Below are 26569 nucleotides of genomic sequence, written 5' to 3'. Positions count from 1 at the left end.
AATAAGGTATACAGCCTGATGTTGAATACGCTGATCGTTGGTGCCAGTGGTTATGCTGGCGTAGAGCTTGCCACCTACCTGAATCGCCATCCGCATATGAACATAACCGCTTTAGCGGTTTCAGCGCAAAGCCCGGATGCCGGAAAATTACTGTCCGATCTGCATCCTCAGCTGAAAGGGATTATCGACCTGCCGTTGCAGCCGCTGAGTGATGCGGCTGAATGGGCGGATAAAGTCGATGTGGTTTTCCTCGCCACGGCGCATGAAGTCAGCCACGATCTGGCACCGGAATTCCTGAAAGCGGGTTGCGTGGTTTTCGATCTCTCCGGTGCGTTCCGCGTTAACGACGATGCTTTCTATACCCAATATTACGGTTTCACCCATCAGCACGGCGACTGGCTGGATAAAGCGGTTTACGGCCTGGCTGAATGGCAGCACGAAAAAATTAAAGAAGCACAGCTGGTGGCGGTGCCGGGCTGCTATCCGACCGCCTCACAGCTGGCGCTGAAACCATTGGTGGAAGCAGGCCTGCTCAATGAAGCGCAGTGGCCAGTGATCAATGCCACCAGTGGCGTGAGCGGTGCCGGACGCAAAGCCAGTGTCACCACCAGCTTCTGCGAAGTCAGCCTGCAACCGTATGGCATCTTCAATCATCGTCATCATCCGGAAATTGTTGCCCACCTTGGCACGCCGGTGATCTTTACGCCGCATCTGGGCAATTTCCCGCGCGGCATTCTCGCCACCATTACCTGCCGCCTGAAGCCTGGCGTGAGTGAACAGGATGTGGCGGAAGCCTTCCACAACGCCTACCATGACAAACCGCTGGTGCGTCTCTATAAGAAAGGTGTTCCGGCGTTGAAAGGCGTGGTCGGCCTGCCATTCTGCGATATCGGTTTTGCCGTGCAGGGTGAGCACCTGATTGTGGTTGCCGCTGAAGACAACCTGCTGAAAGGTGCCTCTTCCCAGGCGGTGCAGTGTCTGAATATCCGTTTCGGCTTCCCCGAAACGCTGTCTCTGATTTAACGGGCGAGTAAGTAAACCATGACCAATCCTCTGATTATTAAACTGGGTGGCGTCCTGCTGGACAGCGAAGAAGCGCTGGCCCGTCTGTTTGATGCACTGCTGGCGTACCGCACCGAATATCAGCGTCCGCTGATCATCGTGCATGGCGGCGGCTGCCTGGTGGATGAGCTGATGAAGAAGCTCGCACTACCGGTGAAAAAGAAGAACGGTTTGCGCGTGACGCCAGCCGATCAGATTGACATTATTACCGGTGCCCTGGCAGGCACGGCCAACAAAACTCTGCTGGCCTGGGCGAAGAAATATGGCATCAATGCAGTAGGTTTATGCCTGGGTGATGCTGGCCTGGTCAATGTTGCGCAGTTCGACGAAGAACTGGGCCATGTGGGTAACGCGACGCCAGGTAACCCGATGCTGGTCAATACGCTGCTGGGCGCAGGCTATATGCCGGTGATCAGCTCCATCGGTATCACCGACGCGGGTGAACTGATGAACGTCAACGCGGACCAGGCGGCGACCGCGCTGGCAGCAACCATTGGTGCGGATCTGGTACTGTTGTCTGACGTCAGCGGCATTCTGGATGGCAAAGGTCAGCGCATTGCGGAAATGACCGCAGCAAAAGCCGAGCAGCTGATTGCTCAGGGCATCATTACCGATGGCATGATCGTTAAAGTTAACGCTGCGCTGGATGCGGCACGTACCCTGGGTCGCCCGGTGGATATTGCCAGCTGGCGTCATGCTGAACAGCTGCCAACCCTTTTCAACGGCGTGTCGATTGGCACCCGGATTCTCGCTTAACGATACTGATTCAAGGATTACGAAATGCAAACGCAAGGCATTAAAAAAATTGTTCTGGCTTACTCCGGCGGCCTTGATACGTCTGCCATCATTCCATGGCTGAAAGAGAACTACGGCGGCTGTGAAGTGGTAGCCTTCGTGGCGAATATCGGTCAGGACCCTGCCGATCTGGATGGCGTTGAGAAGAAAGCACTGCAATCAGGTGCCTCTGAGTGCCACGTGGTTGACCTGCGTGAAGAGTTCATCAGTGAATATGTTTACCCGGTACTGCAGACCGGTGCGCTGTACGAAGGCACCTACCTGCTGGGTACTTCCATGGCGCGTCCGATTATCGCTAAAGCACAGGTTGAGCTGGCGCTGAAAGTGGGTGCCGATGCCCTGTGCCACGGCGCGACCGGTAAAGGTAACGACCAGGTGCGTTTTGAGACCACCTATACCGCGCTGGCACCGCAGCTGAAAGTGGTGGCTCCATGGCGTGAATGGAACCTGCGTTCACGTGAAGCGCTGCTCGACTACCTGAAAGAGCGCAACATCCCGACCACCGCGTCGCTGGAAAAAATCTACAGCCGTGACGAGAACGCATGGCACATCTCCACCGAAGGTGGCGTGCTGGAAAGCCCGTGGAACGCACCGAACAAAGATTGCTGGGTGTGGACCGTCGATCCGCTGGAAGCGCCGGATCAGCCGGAAAACGTCACTGTGACCGTAGAAAAAGGTCGCGTGGTGGCGGTGAATGGCGAGAAGCTCAGCCCGTTCGCCTGTCTGGAAAAACTGAATGTGCTGGGTGCGAAGCACGGCGTAGGCCGTATCGACATCGTGGAAAACCGTCTGGTGGGGATCAAATCCCGTGGTTGCTATGAAACCCCAGGGGGCACCATCATGGTCAACGCCCTGCGTGCGGTTGAGCAGCTGGTTCTGGATCGTGACAGCTTCAAATGGCGTGAGCAGCTGGGTCAGGAAATGTCATACGTGGTGTATGACGGTCGCTGGTTTGCGCCGCTGCGCCAGTCTATTCAGGCAGCTGCCGAGTCGCTGGCGGAGCTGGTTAACGGCGAAGTGGTACTGCAGCTGTACAAAGGCCAGGCTACCGCGATTCAGAAGAAATCCGCTAACAGCCTGTACTCAGAAGAGTTTGCGACCTTCGGCGAAGACGAAGTGTACGATCACCGTCACGCGGGCGGCTTTATCCGTCTGTTCTCGCTCTCTTCACGCATCCGTGCGCTGAACGAGCAGAAAAAGTAATTCCGCGCGAACGACACATTCACAAGGGCGGCTTCGGGCCGCCCTTTGTTTAACAGCATTCAGGAGTATTCAGATGGCACTTTGGGGTGGACGCTTTACCCAGGCAGCAGACCAACGGTTCAAACAATTCAATGACTCGCTGCGTTTCGACTATCGCCTGGCGGAGCAGGACATCATCGGTTCTGTCGCCTGGTCAAAAGCGCTGGTCACGGTCAATGTCCTGAGCAGCGACGAACAGCAGCAGCTGGAGGCGGCGTTACAGGCGCTGCTGGCCGAAGTGCGCGCCAATCCGCAGCAGATTCTGCAAAGCGATGCCGAAGATATCCACAGCTGGGTGGAAGGCAAACTGATTGATAAAGTCGGGGCGCTGGGTAAAAAGCTGCACACTGGCCGTAGTCGTAATGACCAGGTCGCGACTGATTTGAAACTGTGGTGCAAAGAGCAGGTTGCGGTGCTGCTGGACGCAACGCGTGAGCTGCAAAAAGCGCTGGTGGTAACGGCAGAGGCGAATCAGGACGCGGTGATGCCGGGCTATACCCACCTGCAACGCGCTCAGCCAGTAACTTTTGCCCACTGGTGCCTTGCCTATGTTGAAATGCTGGCGCGTGATGAAAGTCGTTTACAGGACACCCTGAAGCGTCTTGACGTCAGCCCGCTGGGCTGCGGGGCACTGGCCGGTACTGCTTACGAAATCGATCGTCAGCAGCTGGCAGGTTGGTTAGGTTTTGCTTCTGCCACCCGCAACAGCCTCGATACCGTTTCTGACCGCGACCACGTGCTGGAGCTGCTGTCTGATGCATCCATCGGTATGGTGCATTTGTCGCGCTTTGCTGAAGACATGATTTTCTTCAACACCGGCGAAGCGGGTTTTGTGGAGCTGTCGGACAAAGTGACTTCCGGTTCTTCACTGATGCCGCAGAAGAAAAACCCGGATGCGCTGGAACTGATTCGCGGCAAATGTGGCCGTGTGCAGGGCGCGCTGACTGGCATGATGATGACGCTGAAAGGCCTGCCGCTGGCCTACAACAAAGATATGCAGGAAGACAAAGAAGGCCTGTTCGATGCGCTCGACACCTGGCTGGACTGCCTGCATATGTCGGTGCTGGTGCTGGACGGTATTCAGGTAAAACGTCCGCGTTGCCAGGAAGCGGCGGAGCAGGGCTATGCGAACTCCACCGAGCTGGCGGATTATCTGGTCGCTAAAGGCGTGCCCTTCCGTGAAGCGCACCATATCGTTGGCGAAGCGGTGGTAGAAGCGATTAAACAGGGCGTGGCGCTGGAAGCGTTAAGCCTGGCGCAACTGAAGCAGTTTAGTGCGGTGATTGAAGAGGATGTTTATCCGATTCTGTCGCTGCAATCCTGCCTGGATAAGCGTAACGCGCGTGGTGGCGTGGCACCACAGCAGGTGGCGCTGGCGATTCAGGAAGCGCAGCAACGCCTGAGCTAAGGCAAAAAAAAAGCGGGCTATGGATAGCCCGCCAACCTCTAGCTTCGGAATTTCATTATTTTATTGGCACATCATCAAAGAGCAGGCACTCCGGCCAACTCAGTGATTTATCTGACTGATTGCAGGTGTTGCTCCGTCTTCTCAGCCTTTTTTCATCATTGCTTCAGATGGCACGTATTATTCCTGTCAGTGGCTTGATAGGGCTAATCGTTCATTGCTATTCTATCTATCGCCACGGGCTATCGTGGTTCGGAGGATATCAATGAACATTCGTGATCTGGAGTATCTGGTTTCGCTTGCGGAGCACCGTCACTTCCGCCGTGCAGCGGATGCCTGCCATGTCAGCCAGCCTACGCTGAGCGGACAAATTCGTAAGCTGGAAGATGAACTGGGCGTCATGCTGCTGGAGCGCACCAGCCGTAAGGTATTGTTTACCCAGGCTGGGCTGTTGCTGGTGGATCAGGCGCGCACCGTGCTGCGTGAAGTAAAGGTGCTGAAGGAGATGGCCAGCCAGCAGGGCGAAACTATGTCCGGGCCGTTGCACATTGGGCTTATCCCCACCACCGGGCCTTATCTGTTGCCGCAAATCATCCCGATGCTGCATCAGACTTTTCCCAAGCTTGAAATGTATCTGCACGAAGCGCAGACGCAGCAGCTATTGTCACAACTCGATAGCGGCAAACTCGACTGTGCAATTCTGGCGCTGGTAAAAGAAAGCGAAGCCTTTATCGAGGTGCCGCTGTTTGACGAGCCGATGAAACTGGCGATCTACGAGGATCACCCGTGGCACGATCGCGATCGTGTACCCATGTCGGATCTGGCCGGTGAAAAGCTGCTGATGCTGGAAGATGGTCACTGCTTGCGCGATCAGGCGATGGGTTTCTGCTTTGAAGCAGGCGCTGATGAAGACACCCATTTCCGTGCTACCAGCCTGGAAACGCTGCGCAATATGGTCGCTGCCGGAAGTGGCATCACGTTATTGCCTGCACTGGCGGTGCCGAACGAGCGCGTGCGTGATGGCGTATGTTATCTGCCGTGTTATAAGCCAGTGCCGCAGCGCACCATCGCGCTGGTCTATCGTCCCGGCTCGCCTCTGCGCAGCCGCTATGAGCAGCTGGCAGAAGCGATCAAAGCCCACATGCAGAGCTATCTCGATAACACGTTAAAACAGGCGGTTTAAGCCATTTAACGCGGCAACGCGATAGGCTTCGGCCATCGTGGGATAGTTAAAGGTGGTATTCACGAAGTATTCAATCGTGTTACCGCCATTTTTCTGCTCCATGATGGCCTGGCCGATATGAATGATTTCCGCCGCACGTTCACCAAAGCAATGAATGCCGAGAATTTCTTTGGTTTCACGGTGGAACAGGATCTTCAGGCTACCGACATTCATCCCGACAATCTGCGCACGCGCCAGGTGTTTGAACTGCGCACGTCCCACCTCATATGGCACTTTCATGGCGGTCAGCTGCTGTTCTGTTTTCCCAACTGAACTGATTTCCGGAATGGTGTAAATCCCGGTGGGGATATCTTCGATCAGATGTGCGGTGGCTTCGCCTTTGATAATGGCCTGAGCAGCGATGCGCCCCTGATCATAGGCAGCTGAAGCCAGGCTCGGATAACCGATCACGTCACCGACCGCATAAATATGCGGCTGTGCCGTCTGGTACATGCTGTTGACCTTTAGCAGACCACGACCATCTGCCTCCAGACCGACATTTTCCAGCGCCAGTGAATCGGTATTACCGGTACGGCCGTTGGCGTACAGCAGGCAATCTGCTTTCACCTTCTTACCGGATTTGAGGTGAATGATGACGCCATCGTCCACGCCTTCAATCTTCTCAAACTCTTCGTTGTGACGAATCACCACGCCGCTGTTCCAGAAGTGATAAGACAGCGAATCCGACATCTCCTGGTCGAGAAACGCCAGCAGACGATCGCGGGTGTTGATCAGGTCAACCTTCACGTTCAAGCCACGGAAAATGGAGGCATATTCACAGCCGATCACCCCGGCACCATAGATAATGACGTGGCCCGGTTCATGGTGCAGATTGAGGATCGAATCGGAGTCATAAATACGTGGATGGGTGAAATCGACATCATTCGGATGATAAGGGCGCGATCCGCAGGCAATGACAAATTTTTCTGCGGTTAAGCGTTCGCGGGTGCCATCCGGTTGTTCCACTTCGATGGTGTTGGCATCAACAAAATGCGCATCGCCCTGATAGAGCTCACACCGGTTACGCTCGTAAAAACCCTGCCGCATCGAAGTTTGCTGGCTGATGACGTTTTCGGTGTGGTTAAGGATATCTGCAAAGGAGGAGCGCAGAAGTCGGGTGTGGTCACTATAAAGGGGATTTTGATTGAACTCGATAATACGGCTGACAGCATGACGCAACGCTTTGGAAGGGATGGTGCCCCAGTGAGTACAACCGCCGCCGATGTTATGGTAGCGTTCGATCACTGCGATGCGCGCTCCCTGCTTCACCAGCCCCATGGCCGCACCTTCACCGCCCGGACCGGAGCCAATCACAATGGCATCGTAATCGTAAGACTTTTGCATACCAGTACGTCCTATGTTTCTATACATTTTTACAACGAGATTCTAACATCTCGCCGCGCACTTCTGAATTCTAACAGCGATTTTTGCCTGATTTTGACAAAGCGTGAGGTTCACAGGCGTTCACAAACTTTGCGGCACTGGCGGCGGCAAAGTTTGTTATAGTGCCTGCCTGATTACTCACAGGGCAGAGAGAATGGGCGTCAGAGCGCAACAAAAAGAACGTACAAGGCGTTCTTTGATTGAAGCCGCCTTCAGTCAGTTAAGTGCAGAACGGAGTTTCGCCAGCCTGAGCCTGAGAGAGGTCGCTCGCGAAGCTGGCATTGCGCCCACCTCGTTTTACCGTCATTTCCGGGATGTGGATGAACTGGGTCTTACCATGGTTGACGAAAGTGGCCTGATGTTGCGTCAGCTGATGCGTCAGGCACGCCAGCGTATTGCCAAGGGCGGCAGCATTATTAAGACCTCCGTCGCAACTTTTATGGAATTTATCGGGAACAATCCCAACGCTTTTCGTCTCTTACTACGCGAGCGTTCCGGAACCTCTGCTGCGTTTCGTGCTGCAGTTGCGCGTGAAATTCAACACTTCATTGCCGAACTGGCGGATTACCTGGAGCTGGAGAACCGCATGCCGCGCAGCTTTACCGAAGCGCAGGCGGAAGCGATGGTCACCATCGTGTTCAGTGCCGGTGCGGAAGCGCTGGATGTGGATATTGAGCAACGCCGCAAGCTGGAAGACCGTCTGGTGCTGCAGCTGCGTATGATTGCCAAAGGTGCGTATTACTGGTATCGCCGGGAGCAGGAGCGCCTGTCGGTAACACTGGAAAAACCCGAAGAGTAATGTGATAAGGATAATGAAATGATTGAGCAAAACCCCCGCGATAAAGGAACGCTTTTACTGGCTTTTATCACCGGTTTAGCCATCAACGGCTCCTTTTCGGTGCTGTTCAGTGCGTTTGTGCCGTTTTCGATTTTCCCGCTGATCGCCCTGGGCCTGGCGGCCTGGTGTCTGCATCAGCGTTACCTGAACCGCAATATGCCGGAAGGTATGCCATCGCTGGCCGCAGCGTTTTTTCTGCTGGGGATTCTGGTCTACAGCGCACTGGTTCGCGCCGAGTATCCTGACATCGGCTCCAACTTTATTCCTACCATCCTGATGGTAGCGCTGGTGTTCTGGATTGCGACACGCTTTAAGCGACCGAAGAACAAGAATTAAAAAAACGGGACCCTGAGGGTCCCGTTTTTTATTCAGGCTTTGCGCGTCAGCAACACACCACACTCCATATGATGGGTGTAGGGGAACTGATCGAACAACGCCAGCCGTGCAACCTCATGGGTTTCCGCCAGCGTGGCGAGATTGTCGCACAGCGTCTGCGGGTTGCAGGAGATATAAAGGATGCGTGGGTAGGCTTGCACCATCCGGACTGTTTCGGCGTCCAGCCCACTCCGCGGTGGATCGACAAAAATGGTCTCACACTGATAACTTTGCAGGTCGATACCTTCCAGGCGGTTAAAGCTGCGCACGCCGTTCATGGCCTGGGTAAACTCTTCCGCCGCCATGCGGATGATCTGCACGTTATCAATTTGATTGGCAGCAATGTTGTACTGCGCTGCCGCCACGGAAGGTTTGGCAATTTCGGTGGCTAATACGCGACGGAAATTCCGTGCCAGCGCCAGTGAAAAGTTACCATTACCGCAATACAGCTCCAGCAGATCGCCGCGCGCGTTTTGTGTCACATCCAGCGCCCACTCCAGCATCTGAATATTCATCGCCGCATTGGGCTGGGTGAAGCTGTTCTCTACCTGACGATAAATCAATTCTTTGCCCGCGACCGGCAGGCGCTCATCAATGTAATCACGATCGAGACAGATTTTGGTTTTGGTGGCGCGACCAATCAGCTGCACATCAAACCCTGCGGCGCGCAGATCATCGCGCAACGCCGTCGCCGCCTGCTGCCAGTCCGCTTCCAGCTTACGGTGATAGAGTAGGGAAATGACGATTTGGTTGCTCAGTGTTGACAGATAATCGATCTGGAACAATTTATGGCGCAGGACGCGGTTATCACGGGCAGCATCGATCATTTTTGGCATCAGCTGGTTGATCAATTCACTGGCGGCGGGGAATTGATCAACCCGGATGCGTTGTTTGGTCTGCTGATCAAAGATGATGTGGTACAGATCGTCACCATCGTGCCAGATGCGGAATTCGGCACGCATGCGGTAGTGACTGACCGGTGAACGAAACACCTCCACCTCTGGCGCAGCAAATGGTGTCATCATCGCCTGCAAACGGCTGACTTTTTCCGCCAGTTGCGCGTCGTATTGTTCAATCGGGAGTTGTTCGGGTGTCATCTTTAATCCTGGTAATAAGCCTGCTTGCCGGGCGATTGTAGGCATTCACCTGCTGATGTCCAGCCCTGCGCGAAAGAAGATGGCTGGAAGTCTGGATTTCTGGCCTTCTTATCCGTAGACTGCGGCAGCCGGCCTCCTTGAGTTAAAAGGGAATCCAGTGTGAATCTGGAGCTGACGCGCAGCGGTAATGAATGTCGTGGTGATTGCTGATGCAGACACTGTCCTGCGGGATGGGAAGTCTTCACCATTAATGATTCTCAGCCCGAAGACCTGCCGGTGTGACGTCGCAATTCGTACGGTCATCGCGTGCTATCGATCGTATGCCTGCGGCATCCTGCTTCGTCTTTTGGATGCTATAACAATGAAAAAAACACATGCTTCGCTGTTTGCCTTCAGTGCAACGGCGGTGTCCCTCTGGGCGCAATATGGCTATGCCCAGGATGATGATACGCAAATCGTTACCGCCAACCGTTTTGCTCAGCCGGTTTCTTCCGTGCTGGCACCCACCACAGTCGTTACCCGGGAAGATATTGATCGCTGGCAGGCAAAAAGCCTCACGGATGTGATGCGTCGCCTGCCGGGGGTGGATATTGCGCAAAATGGCGGCCTCGGCCAGCAGAGTTCGATGTTCATCCGCGGCACTAATTCCAGCCATGTGCTGATTCTGATCGACGGAGTTCGTCTGAATCAGGCGGGTATCTCCGGTTCGTCCGATCTCAGCCAGATTCCGATCTCGCTGGTACAACGCATCGAATATATCCGTGGTGCGCGCTCGGCGGTGTATGGGTCGGATGCTATCGGCGGCGTGGTGAACATCATCACCGGTCGTGATAAACCCGGGACTACGCTGACGGCGGGTGTCGGGTCAAAAGGTTATCAAAGCTACGATGGCTCGACGCAGCAGCAACTGGGTGATGCGACCAAACTGACGCTGGCCGGTAACTATACTTACACCAAAGGCTATGATGTGGTGGCGAACCTGCCAGACATCTATGGCGATCCGGCGCAAAAAGACCGTGACGGATTCATGAGCAAGACCCTTTATGGTTCACTGGAACATCAGTTCAGCGACCAGTTCAGCGGCTTCGTGCGGGGCTATGGCTTTGATAACCGTACCGCTTATGACGGCTACCCGACCTATGTTGAACCCAACACCTTCGTTGATACCCGTCAGCTTTACAGCCAGACATGGGACACCGGGCTGCGCTTTAATCAGGGCATCTATTCTTCTCAGCTAATTGCCAGCTACAGCCACACCAAAGATTACAACTACAGTCCGCAGCTGGGTAAATATGATGCCACCGCTTCGCTGGATGATGTTCAGCAATACAACCTGCAGTGGGGCAACACGGTGCAGGTGGGGCATGGGGCTGTTAGCGGCGGCGTTGACTGGCAGAAACAAACGTCAGAACCCGGCACCAATTCCACGGTGGATGGCCAGGAACAGCGTAATACCGGCATTTACGCCACGGCTCAACAGCAGTTTGGCAGCGTAACGCTGGAAGGCGCGGTACGCGGTGATGACAACAATGCCTTTGGCTGGCACAGCACCTGGCAGAGCAGCGCCGCCTGGGAATTTGTTGATGGTTATCGTGTCTTCGCTTCTTACGCCACAGCCTATAAGGCTCCGAATCTGGCTCAGCTTTATAGCCAGACCTACGGCAACCCGAACCTGAAGCCGGAAGAAAGCAAACAGTGGGAGAGTGGCTTTGAAGGGTTAAGCGGGCCGGTGAACTGGCGCGTGTCGGGCTATCGCAATGACATCGATAACCTGATTGATAGCGATCCGAGTACCTACGTTTACTACAATATCGACAAAGCGCGCATTAAAGGTGTTGAAGCCACCGCGTCTTTCGATACCGGTCCGCTGAGCCATACCATTTCTTATGATTATGTCGATGCGCGTGATGCAGAAACCAATCAGCAATTGTTGCGCCGTGCTAAGCAGCAGGTGAAATACCAGCTCGACTGGACGGTGTTCGATTTTGACTGGTCCATCACCTATCATTACCTTGGTGAGCGCTATGACAATGATTACAACCACTCCTATACTGCGCAGCGCGTTAAACTGGGCGGTGTGAGTTTATGGGATCTGGCGGTGTCGTATCCGGTCACCTCTCAGCTCACCGTTCGTGGTAGAATTGCCAACCTGTTCGATAAAGACTACGAGACAGTGTATGGCTATCAAACTCCAGGAACGGAGTATTACCTCAGCGCCAGCTACAGCTTCTGATCTGCGTCCCACCGTGCTGGTGTTTGACTCCGGCGTCGGTGGGCTCTCCGTCTATGAAGAGATTCGGCAACTCCTGCCGGATCTCCACTATCTCTACGCCTTCGATAATGAAGGTTTTCCCTACGGCGAAAAAACCGAAACCTATATCGTCGAACGCGTTATGGCGGTGGTTGAGTCCATTACGCGGCGGTTTCCACTGGCGCTGGTAGTCATTGCCTGTAACTCGGCCAGCACGGTTTCTTTACCCGCATTGCGCGAAAAGTTCTCCTTCCCGGTGGTAGGTGTGGTGCCAGCCATTAAACCGGCAGCGCGCTTAACGCGTAATGGTGTTGTAGGGTTACTGGCGACGCGGGGCACAGTGAAACGCCCGTATACCCATGAGTTGGTGGCGCAGTTTGCTCGCGAATGCCAAATCAAAATGTTGGGTTCTTCAGAGCTGGTTGAACTGGCTGAAGCGAAGCTGCACGGAGAAGAAGTGCTGCTGGATGATGTGCGTCGCGTGGTACAGCCCTGGCTGCGCATGAAGGAGCCGCCGGATACGGTGGTGCTGGGTTGTACTCACTTCCCTTTACTGCGTGATGAGTTGCAGCTGGTACTGCCGGAAGGGACGCGCCTGGTGGATTCCGGTGCGGCGATTGCGCGTCGTACCGCCTGGTTACTGCAACAGGCAGAACCTACTGCACTCTCTTCTGCATCCAATATGGCATTTTGTACCCAAATGGATGAGGAAGTGCTGCAATTATCAGCAGTATTGCAGCGTTATGGCTTCCCATTGTTGGAAAAACTGGCGCTTTAGTGGCTTTTCGTCGAAAAAAACAACACTCAGAAATTAAATTGCATTTAGCACTTGTCAGCCTCAAAGAACTCCCTATAATGCGCCTCCACTGACACGGCACAACGGCTTACGAAGCGCTGGGTTAAGTAGGTAGCCTTAAGTGGCAACCTTCAGAAAAGCAAAAATAAATGCTTGACTGAAAACGCGGAAAGCGTAACATACGCAACCCGCGCCACACGAGAAATGTGGCACTGCTCTTTAACAATTTATCAGACAATCTGTGTGGGCACTCGCAGGATTGATATCAAAAGTCTACGGACTTAAAAAATATCAAGTCTCAAGAGTGAACACGTAATTCATTACGAAGTTTAATTCTTTGAGCATCAAACTTTAAATTGAAGAGTTTGATCATGGCTCAGATTGAACGCTGGCGGCAGGCCTAACACATGCAAGTCGAACGGTAGCACAGAGGAGCTTGCTCCTTGGGTGACGAGTGGCGGACGGGTGAGTAATGTCTGGGGATCTGCCCGATGGAGGGGGATAACTACTGGAAACGGTAGCTAATACCGCATAACGTCGCAAGACCAAAGTGGGGGACCTTCGGGCCTCACACCATCGGATGAACCCAGATGGGATTAGCTAGTAGGTGGGGTAACGGCTCACCTAGGCGACGATCCCTAGCTGGTCTGAGAGGATGACCAGCCACACTGGAACTGAGACACGGTCCAGACTCCTACGGGAGGCAGCAGTGGGGAATATTGCACAATGGGCGCAAGCCTGATGCAGCCATGCCGCGTGTATGAAGAAGGCCTTCGGGTTGTAAAGTACTTTCAGCGGGGAGGAAGGGTGTGAAGTGAATAGCTTCATGCATTGACGTTACCCGCAGAAGAAGCACCGGCTAACTCCGTGCCAGCAGCCGCGGTAATACGGAGGGTGCAAGCGTTAATCGGAATTACTGGGCGTAAAGCGCACGCAGGCGGTCTGTCAAGTCGGATGTGAAATCCCCGGGCTTAACCTGGGAACTGCATTCGAAACTGGCAGGCTGGAGTCTCGTAGAGGGGGGTAGAATTCCAGGTGTAGCGGTGAAATGCGTAGAGATCTGGAGGAATACCGGTGGCGAAGGCGGCCCCCTGGACGAAGACTGACGCTCAGGTGCGAAAGCGTGGGGAGCAAACAGGATTAGATACCCTGGTAGTCCACGCCGTAAACGATGTCGACTTGGAGGTTGTGCCCTTGAGGCGTGGCTTCCGGAGCTAACGCGTTAAGTCGACCGCCTGGGGAGTACGGCCGCAAGGTTAAAACTCAAATGAATTGACGGGGGCCCGCACAAGCGGTGGAGCATGTGGTTTAATTCGATGCAACGCGAAGAACCTTACCTGGCCTTGACATCCACGGAATTCGGCAGAGATGCCTTAGTGCCTTCGGGAACCGTGAGACAGGTGCTGCATGGCTGTCGTCAGCTCGTGTTGTGAAATGTTGGGTTAAGTCCCGCAACGAGCGCAACCCTTATCCTTTGTTGCCAGCGATTCGGTCGGGAACTCAAAGGAGACTGCCGGTGATAAACCGGAGGAAGGTGGGGATGACGTCAAGTCATCATGGCCCTTACGGCCAGGGCTACACACGTGCTACAATGGCGCATACAAAGAGAAGCGACCTCGCGAGAGCAAGCGGACCTCATAAAGTGCGTCGTAGTCCGGATTGGAGTCTGCAACTCGACTCCATGAAGTCGGAATCGCTAGTAATCGTAGATCAGAATGCTACGGTGAATACGTTCCCGGGCCTTGTACACACCGCCCGTCACACCATGGGAGTGGGTTGCAAAAGAAGTAGGTAGCTTAACCTTCGGGAGGGCGCTTACCACTTTGTGATTCATGACTGGGGTGAAGTCGTAACAAGGTAACCGTAGGGGAACCTGCGGTTGGATCACCTCCTTACCTGAAGATACTTTCCCGCGAAGTGCTCACACAGATTGTCTGATAGAAAAGTAACGAGCAGAAAAACCTCTACAGGCTTGTAGCTCAGGTGGTTAGAGCGCACCCCTGATAAGGGTGAGGTCGGTGGTTCAAGTCCACTCAGGCCTACCAAATTTCTTCTCATGCTGCGTTATGCGCGCGGTCGTTTACCGACGTAAACTTCCCTTTCGCATGCCCTGCCTGAGCAGAAATTGCATTCTTCTTTTGTCTGAAGAATGTGAACTCGGTTGAGTGGTAGTAGTGGTCTCTGCAGTAACTGTATGGGGCTATAGCTCAGCTGGGAGAGCGCCTGCCTTGCACGCAGGAGGTCAGCGGTTCGATCCCGCTTAGCTCCACCATTACAGTACTTCAATACTTCAGAGCGTACCGGAAACGGTGTGCTGCGAAGTATTTGCTCTTTAACAATCCGGAACAAGCTGAAAATTTGAAACGACGCGTTGTTTCATTTCTCCGTAATAAGAAATGAAAGCGGCGCGTTCGAGTCTCTCAAAAGCTTGCGATTCATAAGCGTTGCAAAACGCCTGTGGGTTGTGAGGTTAAGCGACTAAGCGTACACGGTGGATGCCCTGGCAGTCAGAGGCGATGAAGGACGTGCTAATCTGCGAAAAGCGCCGGCAAGGTGATATGAACCGCAACAGCCGGCGATGTCCGAATGGGGAAACCCAGTGCACTTGTGCACTATCGTTAACTGAATACATAGGTTAACGAGGCGAACCGGGGGAACTGAAACATCTAAGTACCCCGAGGAAAAGAAATCAACCGAGATTCCCCCAGTAGCGGCGAGCGAACGGGGAACAGCCCAGGACCTGAATCAGTTTGTGTGTTAGTGGAAGCGTCTGGAAAGTCGCGCGATACAGGGTGACAGCCCCGTACACGAAAATGCACGGATTGTGAGTCCGACGAGTAGGGCGGGACACGTGGTATCCTGTCTGAATATGGGGGGACCATCCTCCAAGGCTAAATACTCCTGACTGACCGATAGTGAACCAGTACCGTGAGGGAAAGGCGAAAAGAACCCCGGCGAGGGGAGTGAAACAGAACCTGAAACCGTGTACGTACAAGCAGTGGGAGCACCCTTTGGGGTGTGACTGCGTACCTTTTGTATAATGGGTCAGCGACTTATATTCTGTAGCAAGGTTAACCGCATAGGGGAGCCGAAGGGAAACCGAGTCTTAACTGGGCGTTAAGTTGCAGGGTATAGACCCGAAACCCGGTGATCTAGCCATGGGCAGGTTGAAGGTTGGGTAACACTAACTGGAGGACCGAACCGACTAATGTTGAAAAATTAGCGGATGACCTGTGGCTGGGGGTGAAAGGCCAATCAAACCGGGAGATAGCTGGTTCTCCCCGAAAGCTATTTAGGTAGCGCCTCGTGAACTCATCTCCGGGGGTAGAGCACTGTTTCGGCTAGGGGGCCATCCCGGCTTACCAACCCGATGCAAACTGCGAATACCGGAGAATGTTATCACGGGAGACACACGGCGGGTGCTAACGTCCGTCGTGAAGAGGGAAACAACCCAGACCGCCAGCTAAGGTCCCAAAGTCATGGTTAAGTGGGAAACGATGTGGGAAGGCACAGACAGCCAGGATGTTGGCTTAGAAGCAGCCATCATTTAAAGAAAGCGTAATAGCTCACTGGTCGAGTCGGCCTGCGCGGAAGATGTAACGGGGCTAAACCATGCACCGAAGCTGCGGCAGCGACACAATGTGTTGTTGGGTAGGGGAGCGTTCTGTAAGCCGCTGAAGGTGGACTGTGAGGTCTGCTGGAGGTATCAGAAGTGCGAATGCTGACATAAGTAACGATAAAGCGGGTGAAAAGCCCGCTCGCCGGAAGACCAAGGGTTCCTGTCCAACGTTAATCGGGGCAGGGTGAGTCGACCCCTAAGGCGAGGCTGAAAAGCGTAGTCGATGGGAAACAGGTTAATATTCCTGTACTTGGTGTTACTGCGAAGGGGGGACGGAGAAGGCTAGGTTATCCGGGCGACGGTTGTCCCGGTTTAAGCGTGTAGGCTTGCATTCCAGGCAAATCCGGAATGCTTTAAGGCTGAGGCGTGATGACGAGCCACTACGGTGGTGAAGTAACTGATGCCCTGCTTCCAGGAAAAGCCTCTAAGCTCCAGGTAACACGAAATCGTACCCCAAACCGACACAGGTGGTCAGGTAGAGAATACCAAGGCGCTTGAGAGAACTCGGGTGAAGGAACTAGGCAAAATGGTGCCGTAACTTCGGGAGAAGGCACGCTGGCATTAGGTGAAGGGACTTGCTCCCGGAGCTGAAGCCAGTCGAAGATACCAGCTGGCTGCAACTGTTTATTAAAAACACAGCACTGTGCAAACACGAAAGTGGACGTATACGGTGTGACGCCTGCCCGGTGCCGGAAGGTTAATTGATGGGGTTATCCGTAAGGAGAAGCTCTTGATCGAAGCCCCGGTAAACGGCGGCCGTAACTATAACGGTCCTAAGGTAGCGAAATTCCTTGTCGGGTAAGTTCCGACCTGCACGAATGGCGTAATGATGGCCAGGCTGTCTCCACCCGAGACTCAGTGAAATTGAAATCGCTGTGAAGATGCAGTGTACCCGCGGCAAGACGGAAAGACCCCGTGAACCTTTACTATAGCTTGACACTGAACATTGAGCCTTGATGTGTAGGATAGGTGGGAGGCTTTGAAGCGTGGACGCCAGTCTGCGTGGAGCCGGCCTTGAAATACCACCCTTTAATGTTTGATGTTCTAACGTAGGCCCGTGATCCGGGCTGCGGACAGTGTCTGGTGGGTAGTTTGACTGGGGCGGTCTCCTCCCAAAGCGTAACGGAGGAGCACGAAGGTTGGCTAATCCTGGTCGGACATCAGGAGGTTAGTGCAATGGCATAAGCCAGCTTGACTGCGAGAGTGACGGCTCGAGCAGGTGCGAAAGCAGGTCATAGTGATCCGGTGGTTCTGAATGGAAGGGCCATCGCTCAACGGATAAAAGGTACTCCGGGGATAACAGGCTGATACCGCCCAAGAGTTCATATCGACGGCGGTGTTTGGCACCTCGATGTCGGCTCATCACATCCTGGGGCTGAAGTAGGTCCCAAGGGTACGGCTGTTCGCCGTTTAAAGTGGTACGCGAGCTGGGTTTAGAACGTCGTGAGACAGTTCGGTCCCTATCTGCCGTGGGCGCTGGAGAATTGAGGGGGGTTGCTCCTAGTACGAGAGGACCGGAGTGAACGCACCACTGGTGTTCGGGTTGTCATGCCAATGGCATTGCCCGGTAGCTAAGTGCGGAAAAGATAAGTGCTGAAAGCATCTAAGCACGAAACTTGCCCCGAGATGAGTTCTCCCTGACTCCTTGAGGGTCCTGAAGGGACGTTGAAGACGACGACGTTGATAGGCCGGATGTGTAAGTGCAGCGATGCATTGAGCTAACCGGTACTAATGACCCGTGAGGCTTAACCTTACAACGCCAGAGGCGTTTTGGTTGAGAGACCAGAGAAGATTTTCAGCTTGGTTCATCCGGATAGATTCGTGCGGCCTGAGAGGGCGGTACGGATAGACAGAATTTGCCTGGCGGCTGTAGCGCGGTGGTCCCACCTGACCCCATGCCGAACTCAGAAGTGAAACGCCGTAGCGCCGATGGTAGTGTGGGGCCTCCCCATGCGAGAGTAGGGAACTGCCAGGCATCAATTTAAGGTACTTACCTGAAAAGGTAACACCGGTTATCAGCGAGACCCCGCTGGTAATGCAGTATTCGGTGGTGCGGTAGTTCAGTCGGTTAGAATACCGGCCTGTCACGCCGGGGGTCGCGGGTTCGAGTCCCGTCCGCACCGCCACCCTCATTTAGGGGCGTAGTTCAATTGGTAGAGCACCGGTCTCCAAAACCGGGTGTTGGGGGTTCGAGTCCCTCCGCCCCTGCCAGAAAACAATCCTTTGCTTAGGCAAAGGATTTTTTTTGTTCTAAATTTAGTGGTGAAGAGAGTTGAGCTTCACCAATATCCACTCAAACCCTTCCCGTTTTATTACCTCAATGTGTCAATACCGGATATTTAAGCAGCTGCCGAATGTGCGCCTGCTGATCGCTATTCTGAAGCCATACCGCATATAACGGTCTGACAGCGACAGGTGTATCAGGAATAACCATCAGATCGCTATAAGTGCCATGCCAGAAATCAGGTAAAAATGCACAAGCACCCGTTGTATGCAGCAATTCTCGGGTAACATGCGCCGAAGTTGTTGTTAATACCGGAACGTCATCACTTGACAGATAATTTTCGTGTTGGTGAAAATCTGCTCCCCATTCCAGTTTAATGTAATCATATTTTTCACGTTTCTCAGTTTTACGTGCACGAAATAACGCGAGTGAAATGTGACCAATTTGCTGGCTGGTCAATTCATCCATCTTCGGTGCTTCCGTGGTGATCAAAAGATCAAGCTGTCGTTCATGTAGCTGCTTTACCAGCAAATGCCGTTGTGCGATTCGCGCCTCAAGATGCAGGCTTTCTCTGTTCTCATAAAGCGATTGTAGCCAGGGGGTTAGGTAGGCTTCCCAGAGTGAAGCACTGGCCCCGATAGAAAGCTCATGATGTTGCTGTGTATGCGAAACTTCCTTCTTAGCCATCAACCAGGTGCTCATCAGGCTTTCAGCGTAGGGCAATAAACGCTCACCTGCTGAAGTCAGCCGGATGTTATTACGATGGCGAGTAAAAAGGTTAACGCCCAGCTGATTTTCCAGTTGGCGAATGCGGAAACTAACGGCAGATTGCGTGAGGTAAAGCGCTTCAGCAGCGCGCCCGAAATGACGTGTTCTGCTCACTTCGAGGAAAGTTTTCAGTAATTCCGTATCCACAGCATTCTCCCAAAAAATGTTTGTCGTGTTGATTTAAATGTTTTGTTTTACACTCTGTCAAGCCTATCTAATACTCCGCGCCATAAATAGCACGGCCATATGAGAATCAGGAGCGTGTAAAATGGCGGACAGCTTCGCAACAACGAATCGTTTCTTTGATAACAAACATTACCCTCGTGGTTTTTCGCGTCATGGTGACTTCACCATTAAAGAAGCTACGCTTCTTGAGCGCCACGGTTATGCCTTTAATGAACTGGACCTGGCAAAGCGTGAGCCGGTGACGGAAGAAGAGCGTTTATTTCTTGAAGTATGTCGTGGTATTCGTGAGCCGCAAACGGAAGCTGAACGTGTATGGTCGAAATATACCGCACGTATCAAGCGTCCTAAGCGTTTTCACACGCTTTCCGGCGGCAAGCCGCAGATGGACAGTGTCGAAGACTACAGCGACAGCGAAGACTAAGATAACGGGGCAAATGCCCCGTTTTTTATTCCAGACTTTTGTGCAGAAAAATCATTAACCGGTCGATACTGCGATACCCCACCGCTTCCTGCAGGTGAAGACGGGTAATCTGCGTTTCTCCTGCCAGATCTGCGATAGTTCTTGCCACTTTCAGGATGCGTTGCCAGGCGCGCACTGATAACCCCAGTGAATTCAGTACTTCTTCAAGCCACTTCGCATCATCCTGAAGCAGTTCACACCAGCGCTGGATATCTGCATTAGATAAATGCGCATTTACTTTCCCGCTGCGATTGATTTGACGTTGCCGCGCCTCGAGAACACGTTGCAGCACATCGGCACTACTTTCGCTGCGCTGTTGCTTCTGGCTGAGCGTACCGTTGGGCAGAAGCGGTATTTCCAGTGACAGATCGAAGCGGTCGAGAAAGGGGCCAGAAAGACGGCTCAGATAGCGCAATATCTGCTGTGGCGTGCAGCGATTATGCGTTCCCTGATAATGGCCTGTGGGGCTCGGATTCATTGCTGCAATCAATTGAAAGCGGGCAGGATAGGTCACTTTTGCCCGGGTTCGGGATATCGCGATCTCTCCGGATTCAATCGGTTCCCGCAGGGAGTCCAGAACTTTGCGTTCGAACTCCGGCAGCTCATCCAGGAACAGTACGCCATTGTGCGCCAGAGAGATTTCTCCCGGACGCGGTAAAGAGCCGCCACCAATTAAGGCATACAGCGAAGCGCTATGATGTGGGGCGCGAAACGGGCGCTTACGCCACTGACGATGGATATTGCCGCTACTGACAAGACTGGCAATGGCCGCGCACTCCAGCGCTTCCTGGTCGCTCAGTGGCGGCATGATACCGGGTAAGCGGGTGGCCAACATGGTTTTCCCGGTACCAGGTGGACCGAGCAGCAGCAGGTTGTGCCCGCCAGCCGCAGTGATCTCTAGCGCGCGGCGTCCCTGTTCCTGACCAATGATATCGCTCAGGTCCTGTGTTTCTTTGTTGATCGCTTCAGGCTGGTAGTGGGCAACGGTTAACTCTGCCTGGTTATGGAGAAATGCGCAGATTTCAAGCAGATGCTTACCAACGAGAGTCACACCTTCGCGGATTAAACCCACATCCTGCTGATTTTGTTCAGAGAGAATCATTTGCCGGCCAGCATGCAGCGCTGCCATCGCTGCGGGAATGGCGGCCTGAACGCCACAGAGCGAGCCGTTTAGCGTTAATTCACCCAGGAATTCATATTGAGTGAGTTTGGCGTCTGGAAGCTGCTCTGAGGCAGCGAGAATCGCAATGGCGATTGGCAGGTCGTAGCGCCCACCCTCTTTGGGCAGATCAGCGGGGCCAAGATTGATCGTGACGCGCTTTGCCGGAAAGGTAAAACCGCTGTTGATGATGGCGCTGCGAACCCGTTCCCGCGCCTCTTTCACCGTTGTCTCTGGCAAACCGACCAGCGTTAAAGCGGGCAGGCCGTTACTGATATGCACTTCCACTGTCACCAGTGGTGCCTGAACGCCCAGTGCCGCGCGTGTTAAAACCCGGGATAAAGACATAACCTCTCCTTGTTAGCTCTATCCTGCGCGCCTCACAATGAGAGATCGAATCCAGATGATCATCACTGCGCGTTTGATTCCGTTATTTCACGGTTTTTTGCAGCACGTTAAGAGATTTTGGAAGCCGCTTGCCAAATCAGAATGAAAGATTACGTCGCGGTCGTAATGAATATTTATCACGAATGTAAATAACCCTTTACTTACAAAGTGATAACTGAGACTGAAGCGCAACGTCATAAAAATTCCTGATGAAAATTATTGTCAATGCACAGATAACTATGGTAACTCTGTAGGTATTACTTCGAACAATCGAAAAAACGAACAACACATGAAAGCCCTTCTACAAGTGATTAGCCTAGTCGTGATTAGCGTGGTGGTGATTATTATCCCACCGTGCGGGGCTACGCTTGGAGAAAGAAAGGCTTAAAAATCAAGCCTGGAATTCCAAAAACCCCCGCACCGAAAGGTCCGGGGGTTTTTTTTCGACCAGGCAAAATATCAGCGAATCATCGAGGAACAGATAATGAACAGTAGCATAAAATTCTGTTGTTCCCGCAGGGATACAGGAGAATAACCATGACAGGTGCACAGTGGGTAGTTCAAAGTTTACGCGCGCAGGGTGTTGAGACCGTGTTTGGATATCCTGGCGGTGCCATCATGCCAGTGTACGATGCGCTCTACGATGGCGGCGTGGAACACCTACTGTGTCGGCATGAGCAAGGTGCGGTGATGGCGGCGATTGGTTATGCGCGTGCCACAGGTAAAACCGGTGTCTGTATCGCCACCTCGGGCCCGGGGGCGACTAACCTGATCACCGGTTTAGCCGACGCGATGATGGACTCCATCCCGGTGGTGGCGATTACCGGACAGGTTGCCTCCCCATTTATCGGCACCGATGCATTCCAGGAAATCGATGTTCTCGGCTTGTCGCTGGCCTGCACCAAGCACAGTTTCCTCGTTGAATCCCTTGATGATTTACCTTCAGTGATGGCAGAAGCCTTTGCCATCGCCCAGTCAGGCCGTCCAGGCCCGGTTCTGGTTGATATCCCGAAAGATATTCAGGTTGCCAGAGGTGAACCGACACCGCGGCTGCTGCCAGTCGAAGAAGCGCCGATCCACTCGGCACAGCAAATCGCGGAAGCGCGCGCACTGATGGCCCAGGCGAAAAAACCCATGCTGTACATCGGTGGCGGCGTGGGTATGGCGCATGCCGTTCCGGCACTGCGTGCCATGGCGATCGATACCGGCATTCCGATGGTTGCCACCCTGAAAGGTCTGGGCAGTGCTGATGCCAGCAGCGAAGTCTACCTCGGCATGCTGGGCATGCATGGCACCAAGGCGGCAAACATTGCGGTGCAGGAGTGTGACTTACTGATCGCCGTTGGCGCGCGTTTCGACGACCGCGTCACCGGTAAGCTCGATACCTTCGCGCCGCACGCCAGCGTCATCCATCTCGATATTGATCCTGCCGAGCTGAACAAACTGCGCCGTGCTCACGTTTCATTGCAGGGCGACCTGAATCAGGTGCTGCCAGCACTGAGTATGCCGCTGCAAATCGACGCGTGGCGCACCGAAGTGAAAATGCTGAAGGCTGAATTTAGCTGGCGTTACGATCATCCTGGTGAAGCGATTTACGCGCCACTGCTGCTGAAGCAACTTTCCGATCGCAAAGCGGCCAGCGCCGTGGTTACCACCGACGTTGGGCAGCATCAGATGTGGGCTGCACAGCATATGTCGTTCAGCGCGCCGGAAAATTTTATTACTTCCAGCGGCCTCGGCACCATGGGCTTTGGCCTGCCAGCAGCGATAGGCGCTCAAGTCGCCCGCCCGGACGATACGGTGATCTGCGTATCCGGCGACGGCTCCATCATGATGAACATCCAGGAGCTGGGCACCATCAAGCGCGGCAAACTGCCGGTGAAAATCCTGCTGCTGGATAACCAACGGCTTGGTATGGTACGCCAGTGGCAACAGCTGTTCTTTGATGGTCGCTACAGCGAAACCATCCTGACTGATAACCCCGATTTCCTGACGCTGGCCAGCGCGTTTGATATCCCCGGCCAGCGTATTACCCGTAAAGATCAGGTCGACGCCGCCCTTGATGCTCTGCTGAACAGTGAAGGTCCTTACTTCCTGCATGTTTCGATTGATGAGCATGAAAACGTCTGGCCATTGGTGCCACCAGGTGCCAGCAACGCAAACATGATGGAGAAAACCGCATGAACCAGCATCAATTGTCTATCGAGGCCCGCTTCCGCCCTGAAATATTGGAACGCATTTTGCGTGTCGTGCGCCACCGTGGTTTCCAGGTGTGCGCCATGAACATGGCATCAGCCGCTAATACGGAAAACATTAATATTGAAATGACCGTTGCCAGCCAGCGCTCAGTCGATTTACTGTCTTCGCAGTTAAGTAAACTGATGGATGTCGCTTGCGTCCAAATCCAACAACAGACAACACAACAAATCCGTGCCTAGTCGCGAAAGGAAATAACAATGAGTACGAAGAAAGCAGACTTTATTTGGTTCAATGGGGAGATGGTTAAGTGGGAAGACGCTAAGGTTAGCGTCATGTCTCACGCGTTGCATTACGGTACTTCTGTGTTTGAGGGCGTGCGTTGCTACGACTCTCACAAAGGCCCGGTGGTGTTCCGTCATCGCGAACACATGCAGCGTCTGCACGACTCCGCCAAAATCTACCGCTTCCCGATCGAAGCCAGCGTAGATGAGCTGATGGAAGCCTGCCGCGAAGTGCTGCGCGTCAATAAACTGAAAAGCGCCTACATCCGTCCGCTGGCTTTCGTGGGCGACGTGGGCCTGGGTGTGAACCCGCCAGATGGCTACACCACCGATGTGATCATCGCCGCGTTCCCGTGGGGTGCTTACCTGGGTGCCGAAGCGCTGGAGCAGGGCATCGACGCGATGGTGTCTTCCTGGAACCGCGTGGCACCGAACACCCTGCCGACTGCGGCAAAAGCCGGTGGTAACTACCTGTCTTCTCTGCTGGTAGGTAGCGAAGCGCGCCGCCACGGTTATCAGGAAGGTATCGCTCTCGACACCAACGGCTATATTTCAGAAGGGGCCGGTGAAAACCTGTTCGAAGTGAAAGATGGCATCCTGTTCACGCCGCCGTTCACCTCTTCTGCGCTGCCTGGCATCACCCGTGACGCCATCATCAAACTGGCAAAAGACATGGGTATCGAAGTGCGCGAGCAGGTACTGTCACGCGAATCACTGTACCTGGCTGACGAAGTGTTCATGTCCGGTACTGCAGCGGAAATCACCCCGGTACGTAGCGTAGACGGTATCCAGGTTGGCGCAGGCAAATGCGGTCCGGTGACCAAACGCATTCAGCAGGCGTTCTTTGGCCTGTTCACCGGCGAAACTGAAGACAAATGGGGCTGGCTGGATCCGGTTAACGCATAACAAGACTTTGCGCGGGCGTTCAGGCGTCCGCGTGCCCTTTCTTACTGGAGTAAATAGAGCATGCCTAAGTACCGTTCCGCCACCACCACCCATGGCCGTAACATGGCGGGTGCCCGTGCCTTGTGGCGCGCGACAGGAATGACCGACGCCGATTTCGGTAAGCCGATTATCGCCGTGGTCAACTCATTCACCCAATTCGTGCCAGGCCACGTCCACCTGCGCGATCTCGGCAAACTGGTCGCTGAACAAATCGAAGCGGCTGGTGGTGTGGCTAAAGAGTTCAACACCATTGCAGTGGATGACGGTATCGCCATGGGTCATGGCGGCATGCTGTATTCACTGCCTTCGCGCGAGCTGATTGCTGACTCCGTCGAGTACATGGTTAACGCCCACTGTGCCGATGCGATGGTCTGCATCTCCAACTGCGACAAAATCACCCCCGGCATGCTGATGGCTTCACTGCGCCTCAACATCCCGGTGATCTTTGTTTCCGGCGGCCCGATGGAAGCGGGTAAAACCAAACTGTCTGACAAAATCATCAAGCTGGATTTGGTGGATGCGATGATTCAGGGTGCCAACCCGAACGTCAGCGACGCCGACAGCGAGCAAATCGAGCGCTCCGCCTGTCCAACCTGTGGTTCCTGTTCTGGTATGTTCACCGCCAACTCGATGAACTGCCTGACCGAAGCGCTGGGTCTGTCGCAGCCGGGTAACGGTTCGCTGCTGGCGACCCACGCCGACCGCAAAGATCTGTTTATCAATGCCGGTAAGCGCATCGTTAACCTGACCAAACAATATTACGAGCAGGATGATGAGCGCGTACTGCCGCGCAACATCGCCAGCAAAGCGGCATTTGAAAACGCCATGACGCTGGATATCGCCATGGGCGGTTCCACCAACACCGTACTGCACCTGCTGGCCGCAGCGCAGGAAGGCGAGATCGATTTCAACATCTCCGATATTGACCGTCTGTCGCGCAAAGTGCCGCATCTGTGCAAAGTGGCACCGAGCACCCAGAAATATCACATGGAAGACGTACACCGTGCGGGTGGCGTTATCGGTATCCTCGGCGAGCTGGATCGTGCCGGTCTGCTGCACACCGACGTGCGCAACGTACTGGGTCTGAACCTGCGCGAGACGCTGGACCAGTACGACATCATGCTGACCAAAGACGAAGCGGTGAAAAAGATGTTCCGCGCCGGCCCGGCAGGTATCCGTACCACCCAGGCCTTCTCGCAGGATTGCCGTTGGGACACGCTGGATGACGATCGTCAGGAAGGTTGTATCCGTACCCGTGAATTCGCCTTCTCGCAGGACGGCGGTCTGGCCGTGCTGTACGGCAACCTGGCGGAAGACGGTTGTATCGTGAAAACCGCAGGCGTGGATAAAGAAATCCTCACCTTCAAAGGTCCGGCCAAAGTATACGAAAGCCAGGATGATGCGGTGGAAGCCATCCTCGGCGGTAAAGTTGTCGCTGGCGATGTGGTCGTCATTCGCTACGAAGGGCCGAAAGGCGGGCCGGGCATGCAGGAAATGCTGTATCCGACCACCTACCTGAAATCGATGGGTCTCGGCAAAAGCTGTGCACTGATCACCGATGGTCGTTTCTCTGGCGGTACTTCAGGTCTGTCCATTGGTCACGCTTCACCGGAAGCTGGTAGCGGCGGCACCATCGCGCTGGTGAAAGATGGCGACATCATCGAAATCGACATCCCGAACCGTGGCATCAAGCTGGCGGTGCCGGACAACGAACTGCACGCCCGTCGTGAAGAGGAAGAAGCGCGTGGCGATGAGGCGTATACGCCGCATGGCCGTGAGCGTCAGGTTTCCTTCGCGCTGCGTGCTTACGCATCACTCGCGACCAGCGCTGACAAAGGCGCGGTGCGCGATAAGTCCAAGCTGGGAGGCTAACAG

At 54.1% G+C, this 26569-nt stretch carries 19 protein-coding genes, 4 tRNA genes, 3 rRNA genes and 1 riboswitch; of the genes, 22 read left to right on the top strand and 4 right to left on the bottom strand.

Features of this window, described 5'->3' with window-relative positions; genetic code table 11:
• Positions 1–18: 18 nt before the first annotated feature.
• From argC to oxyR, 5 genes are all read left to right on the top strand, one after another.
• Positions 19–1023, top strand: coding sequence for an N-acetyl-gamma-glutamyl-phosphate reductase (gene argC, locus PW844_RS04785; RefSeq protein WP_299448456.1), 1005 nt, complete (start codon positions 19–21; stop codon positions 1021–1023).
• Positions 1024–1041: 18 nt separating this feature from the next.
• Positions 1042–1818, top strand: coding sequence for an acetylglutamate kinase (argB, locus tag PW844_RS04780; protein WP_084877838.1), 777 nt, complete (start codon positions 1042–1044; stop codon positions 1816–1818).
• 24 nt (positions 1819–1842) lie between these two features.
• Entirely contained in the window at positions 1843–3060 is a 1218-nt protein-coding gene (locus PW844_RS04775; protein ID WP_084877836.1) for an argininosuccinate synthase, read from the top strand.
• Positions 3061–3133: 73 nt separating this feature from the next.
• On the top strand, positions 3134–4507 hold the full coding sequence (gene argH, locus PW844_RS04770) for an argininosuccinate lyase (protein ID WP_299448452.1): 1374 nt from the start codon (positions 3134–3136) through the stop codon (positions 4505–4507).
• A gap of 262 nt (positions 4508–4769) precedes the next feature.
• Positions 4770–5687 (top strand): DNA-binding transcriptional regulator OxyR, encoded by a 918-nt coding sequence (gene oxyR / locus PW844_RS04765; protein WP_299448450.1) that lies wholly within the window; start codon positions 4770–4772, stop codon positions 5685–5687.
• On the opposite strand, the gene sthA is transcribed toward oxyR, so the two are convergent.
• On the bottom strand, positions 5670–7070 hold the full coding sequence (sthA, locus tag PW844_RS04760) for a Si-specific NAD(P)(+) transhydrogenase (protein WP_084877828.1): 1401 nt from the start codon (positions 7068–7070) through the stop codon (positions 5670–5672). The genes oxyR and sthA overlap by 18 nt on opposite strands.
• Before the next feature lie 193 nt (positions 7071–7263).
• On the opposite strand from sthA, the gene fabR reads away from it, so the two are divergent.
• On the top strand, positions 7264–7908 hold the full coding sequence (fabR, locus tag PW844_RS04755; protein ID WP_084877826.1) for an HTH-type transcriptional repressor FabR: 645 nt from the start codon (positions 7264–7266) through the stop codon (positions 7906–7908).
• Between the two features lie 18 nt (positions 7909–7926).
• Positions 7927–8283 (top strand): YijD family membrane protein, encoded by a 357-nt coding sequence (locus PW844_RS04750; RefSeq protein WP_013510971.1) that lies wholly within the window; start codon positions 7927–7929, stop codon positions 8281–8283.
• Between the two features lie 32 nt (positions 8284–8315).
• On the opposite strand, the gene trmA is transcribed toward PW844_RS04750, so the two are convergent.
• A complete protein-coding gene (trmA, locus tag PW844_RS04745) occupies positions 8316–9419 on the bottom strand; it encodes a tRNA (uridine(54)-C5)-methyltransferase TrmA (RefSeq protein WP_299448441.1) in 1104 nt (367 codons plus the stop codon).
• A 112-nt stretch (positions 9420–9531) separates the two neighbouring features.
• Positions 9532–9712: riboswitch (cobalamin riboswitch) on the top strand.
• Positions 9713–9780: 68 nt separating this feature from the next.
• Between trmA and btuB the strand changes: the two genes are divergently transcribed.
• From btuB to PW844_RS04700, 9 genes are all read left to right on the top strand, one after another.
• The gene (gene btuB, locus PW844_RS04740; protein WP_299448439.1) at positions 9781–11652 is read left to right on the top strand and encodes a TonB-dependent vitamin B12 receptor BtuB; all 1872 of its coding nucleotides are present in this window, start codon (positions 9781–9783) and stop codon (positions 11650–11652) included.
• Complete coding sequence (gene murI, locus PW844_RS04735; RefSeq protein ID WP_299448437.1) at positions 11597–12448, top strand: glutamate racemase; 852 nt, start codon at positions 11597–11599, stop codon at positions 12446–12448. The genes btuB and murI overlap by 56 nt, the downstream gene beginning before the upstream one ends.
• Before the next feature lie 371 nt (positions 12449–12819).
• Positions 12820–14361 (top strand): 16S ribosomal RNA (locus tag PW844_RS04730).
• Positions 14362–14434: 73 nt separating this feature from the next.
• Positions 14435–14511 (top strand) — tRNA-Ile (locus PW844_RS04725).
• Between the two features lie 151 nt (positions 14512–14662).
• Positions 14663–14738: transfer RNA gene (locus PW844_RS04720), tRNA-Ala, on the top strand.
• 196 nt (positions 14739–14934) lie between these two features.
• Positions 14935–17838 (top strand): 23S ribosomal RNA (locus PW844_RS04715).
• Between the two features lie 106 nt (positions 17839–17944).
• Positions 17945–18060 (top strand): 5S ribosomal RNA (gene rrf / locus PW844_RS04710).
• Together the 16S, 23S and 5S rRNA genes with 4 tRNA genes alongside form the textbook arrangement of a ribosomal RNA operon.
• A gap of 74 nt (positions 18061–18134) precedes the next feature.
• Positions 18135–18211 (top strand) — tRNA-Asp (locus PW844_RS04705).
• A gap of 9 nt (positions 18212–18220) precedes the next feature.
• Positions 18221–18296: transfer RNA gene (locus PW844_RS04700), tRNA-Trp, on the top strand.
• 106 nt (positions 18297–18402) lie between these two features.
• Here PW844_RS04700 and hdfR read toward each other — a convergent pair.
• The gene (hdfR, locus tag PW844_RS04695; RefSeq protein WP_299448435.1) at positions 18403–19224 is read right to left on the bottom strand and encodes an HTH-type transcriptional regulator HdfR; all 822 of its coding nucleotides are present in this window, start codon (positions 19222–19224) and stop codon (positions 18403–18405) included.
• Between the two features lie 121 nt (positions 19225–19345).
• Here hdfR and PW844_RS04690 point away from each other — a divergent pair, with 121 nt between their 5' ends.
• Positions 19346–19684 (top strand): DUF413 domain-containing protein, encoded by a 339-nt coding sequence (locus tag PW844_RS04690; protein ID WP_084877814.1) that lies wholly within the window; start codon positions 19346–19348, stop codon positions 19682–19684.
• 25 nt (positions 19685–19709) lie between these two features.
• On the opposite strand, the gene PW844_RS04685 is transcribed toward PW844_RS04690, so the two are convergent.
• Complete coding sequence (locus tag PW844_RS04685) at positions 19710–21230, bottom strand: YifB family Mg chelatase-like AAA ATPase (RefSeq protein ID WP_299448431.1); 1521 nt, start codon at positions 21228–21230, stop codon at positions 19710–19712.
• 328 nt (positions 21231–21558) lie between these two features.
• On the opposite strand from PW844_RS04685, the gene ilvL reads away from it, so the two are divergent.
• The 5 genes from ilvL (at position 21559) to ilvD (ending at position 26566) form a co-directional block, all read left to right on the top strand.
• Positions 21559–21657, top strand: a complete 99-nt coding sequence (gene ilvL / locus PW844_RS04680; protein WP_071783595.1) for an ilv operon leader peptide — start codon at positions 21559–21561, stop codon at positions 21655–21657.
• A gap of 149 nt (positions 21658–21806) precedes the next feature.
• Complete coding sequence (gene ilvG / locus PW844_RS04675) at positions 21807–23453, top strand: acetolactate synthase 2 catalytic subunit (protein WP_299448427.1); 1647 nt, start codon at positions 21807–21809, stop codon at positions 23451–23453.
• Positions 23450–23707 carry an acetolactate synthase 2 small subunit gene (ilvM, locus tag PW844_RS04670; protein WP_208716873.1) on the top strand — a complete coding sequence of 86 codons (258 nt, stop codon included), beginning with the start codon at positions 23450–23452 and terminating at the stop codon, positions 23705–23707. The genes ilvG and ilvM overlap by 4 nt, the downstream gene beginning before the upstream one ends.
• 18 nt (positions 23708–23725) lie before the next feature.
• Entirely contained in the window at positions 23726–24655 is a 930-nt protein-coding gene (gene ilvE, locus PW844_RS04665; protein WP_299448424.1) for a branched-chain-amino-acid transaminase, read from the top strand.
• A gap of 60 nt (positions 24656–24715) precedes the next feature.
• The gene (ilvD, locus tag PW844_RS04660; RefSeq protein ID WP_299448422.1) at positions 24716–26566 is read left to right on the top strand and encodes a dihydroxy-acid dehydratase; all 1851 of its coding nucleotides are present in this window, start codon (positions 24716–24718) and stop codon (positions 26564–26566) included.
• Positions 26567–26569: the final 3 nt, after the last annotated feature.

Source organism: Pantoea sp. (assembly GCF_028283705.1).
Classification (GTDB): domain Bacteria; phylum Pseudomonadota; class Gammaproteobacteria; order Enterobacterales; family Enterobacteriaceae; genus Pantoea.
Note: the sequence above shows the minus strand (reverse complement) of the source record. Positions and strands in the feature narration are given on the sequence as shown.

Bases quoted from the DNA above. Each gene is read 5' to 3' on its own strand.
- ilvE (WP_299448424.1), top strand. From the start codon at position 23,726: ATGAGTACGAAGAAAGCAGACTTTATTTGGTTCAATGGGGAGATGGTT.
- ilvL (WP_071783595.1), top strand. From the start codon at position 21,559: ATGAAAGCCCTTCTACAAGTGATTAGCCTAGTCGTGATTAGCGTGGTG.
- argB (WP_084877838.1), top strand. From the start codon at position 1,042: ATGACCAATCCTCTGATTATTAAACTGGGTGGCGTCCTGCTGGACAGC.
- argH (WP_299448452.1), top strand. From the start codon at position 3,134: ATGGCACTTTGGGGTGGACGCTTTACCCAGGCAGCAGACCAACGGTTC.
- trmA (WP_299448441.1), bottom strand. From the start codon at position 9,419: ATGACACCCGAACAACTCCCGATTGAACAATACGACGCGCAACTGGCG.
- oxyR (WP_299448450.1), top strand. From the start codon at position 4,770: ATGAACATTCGTGATCTGGAGTATCTGGTTTCGCTTGCGGAGCACCGT.
- PW844_RS04690 (WP_084877814.1), top strand. From the start codon at position 19,346: ATGGCGGACAGCTTCGCAACAACGAATCGTTTCTTTGATAACAAACAT.
- murI (WP_299448437.1), top strand. From the start codon at position 11,597: ATGGCTATCAAACTCCAGGAACGGAGTATTACCTCAGCGCCAGCTACA.
- btuB (WP_299448439.1), top strand. From the start codon at position 9,781: ATGAAAAAAACACATGCTTCGCTGTTTGCCTTCAGTGCAACGGCGGTG.
- sthA (WP_084877828.1), bottom strand. From the start codon at position 7,070: ATGCAAAAGTCTTACGATTACGATGCCATTGTGATTGGCTCCGGTCCG.
- PW844_RS04685 (WP_299448431.1), bottom strand. From the start codon at position 21,230: ATGTCTTTATCCCGGGTTTTAACACGCGCGGCACTGGGCGTTCAGGCA.
- PW844_RS04750 (WP_013510971.1), top strand. From the start codon at position 7,927: ATGATTGAGCAAAACCCCCGCGATAAAGGAACGCTTTTACTGGCTTTT.
- fabR (WP_084877826.1), top strand. From the start codon at position 7,264: ATGGGCGTCAGAGCGCAACAAAAAGAACGTACAAGGCGTTCTTTGATT.
- argC (WP_299448456.1), top strand. From the start codon at position 19: ATGTTGAATACGCTGATCGTTGGTGCCAGTGGTTATGCTGGCGTAGAG.
- PW844_RS04775 (WP_084877836.1), top strand. From the start codon at position 1,843: ATGCAAACGCAAGGCATTAAAAAAATTGTTCTGGCTTACTCCGGCGGC.
- ilvD (WP_299448422.1), top strand. From the start codon at position 24,716: ATGCCTAAGTACCGTTCCGCCACCACCACCCATGGCCGTAACATGGCG.
- ilvG (WP_299448427.1), top strand. From the start codon at position 21,807: ATGACAGGTGCACAGTGGGTAGTTCAAAGTTTACGCGCGCAGGGTGTT.
- ilvM (WP_208716873.1), top strand. From the start codon at position 23,450: ATGAACCAGCATCAATTGTCTATCGAGGCCCGCTTCCGCCCTGAAATA.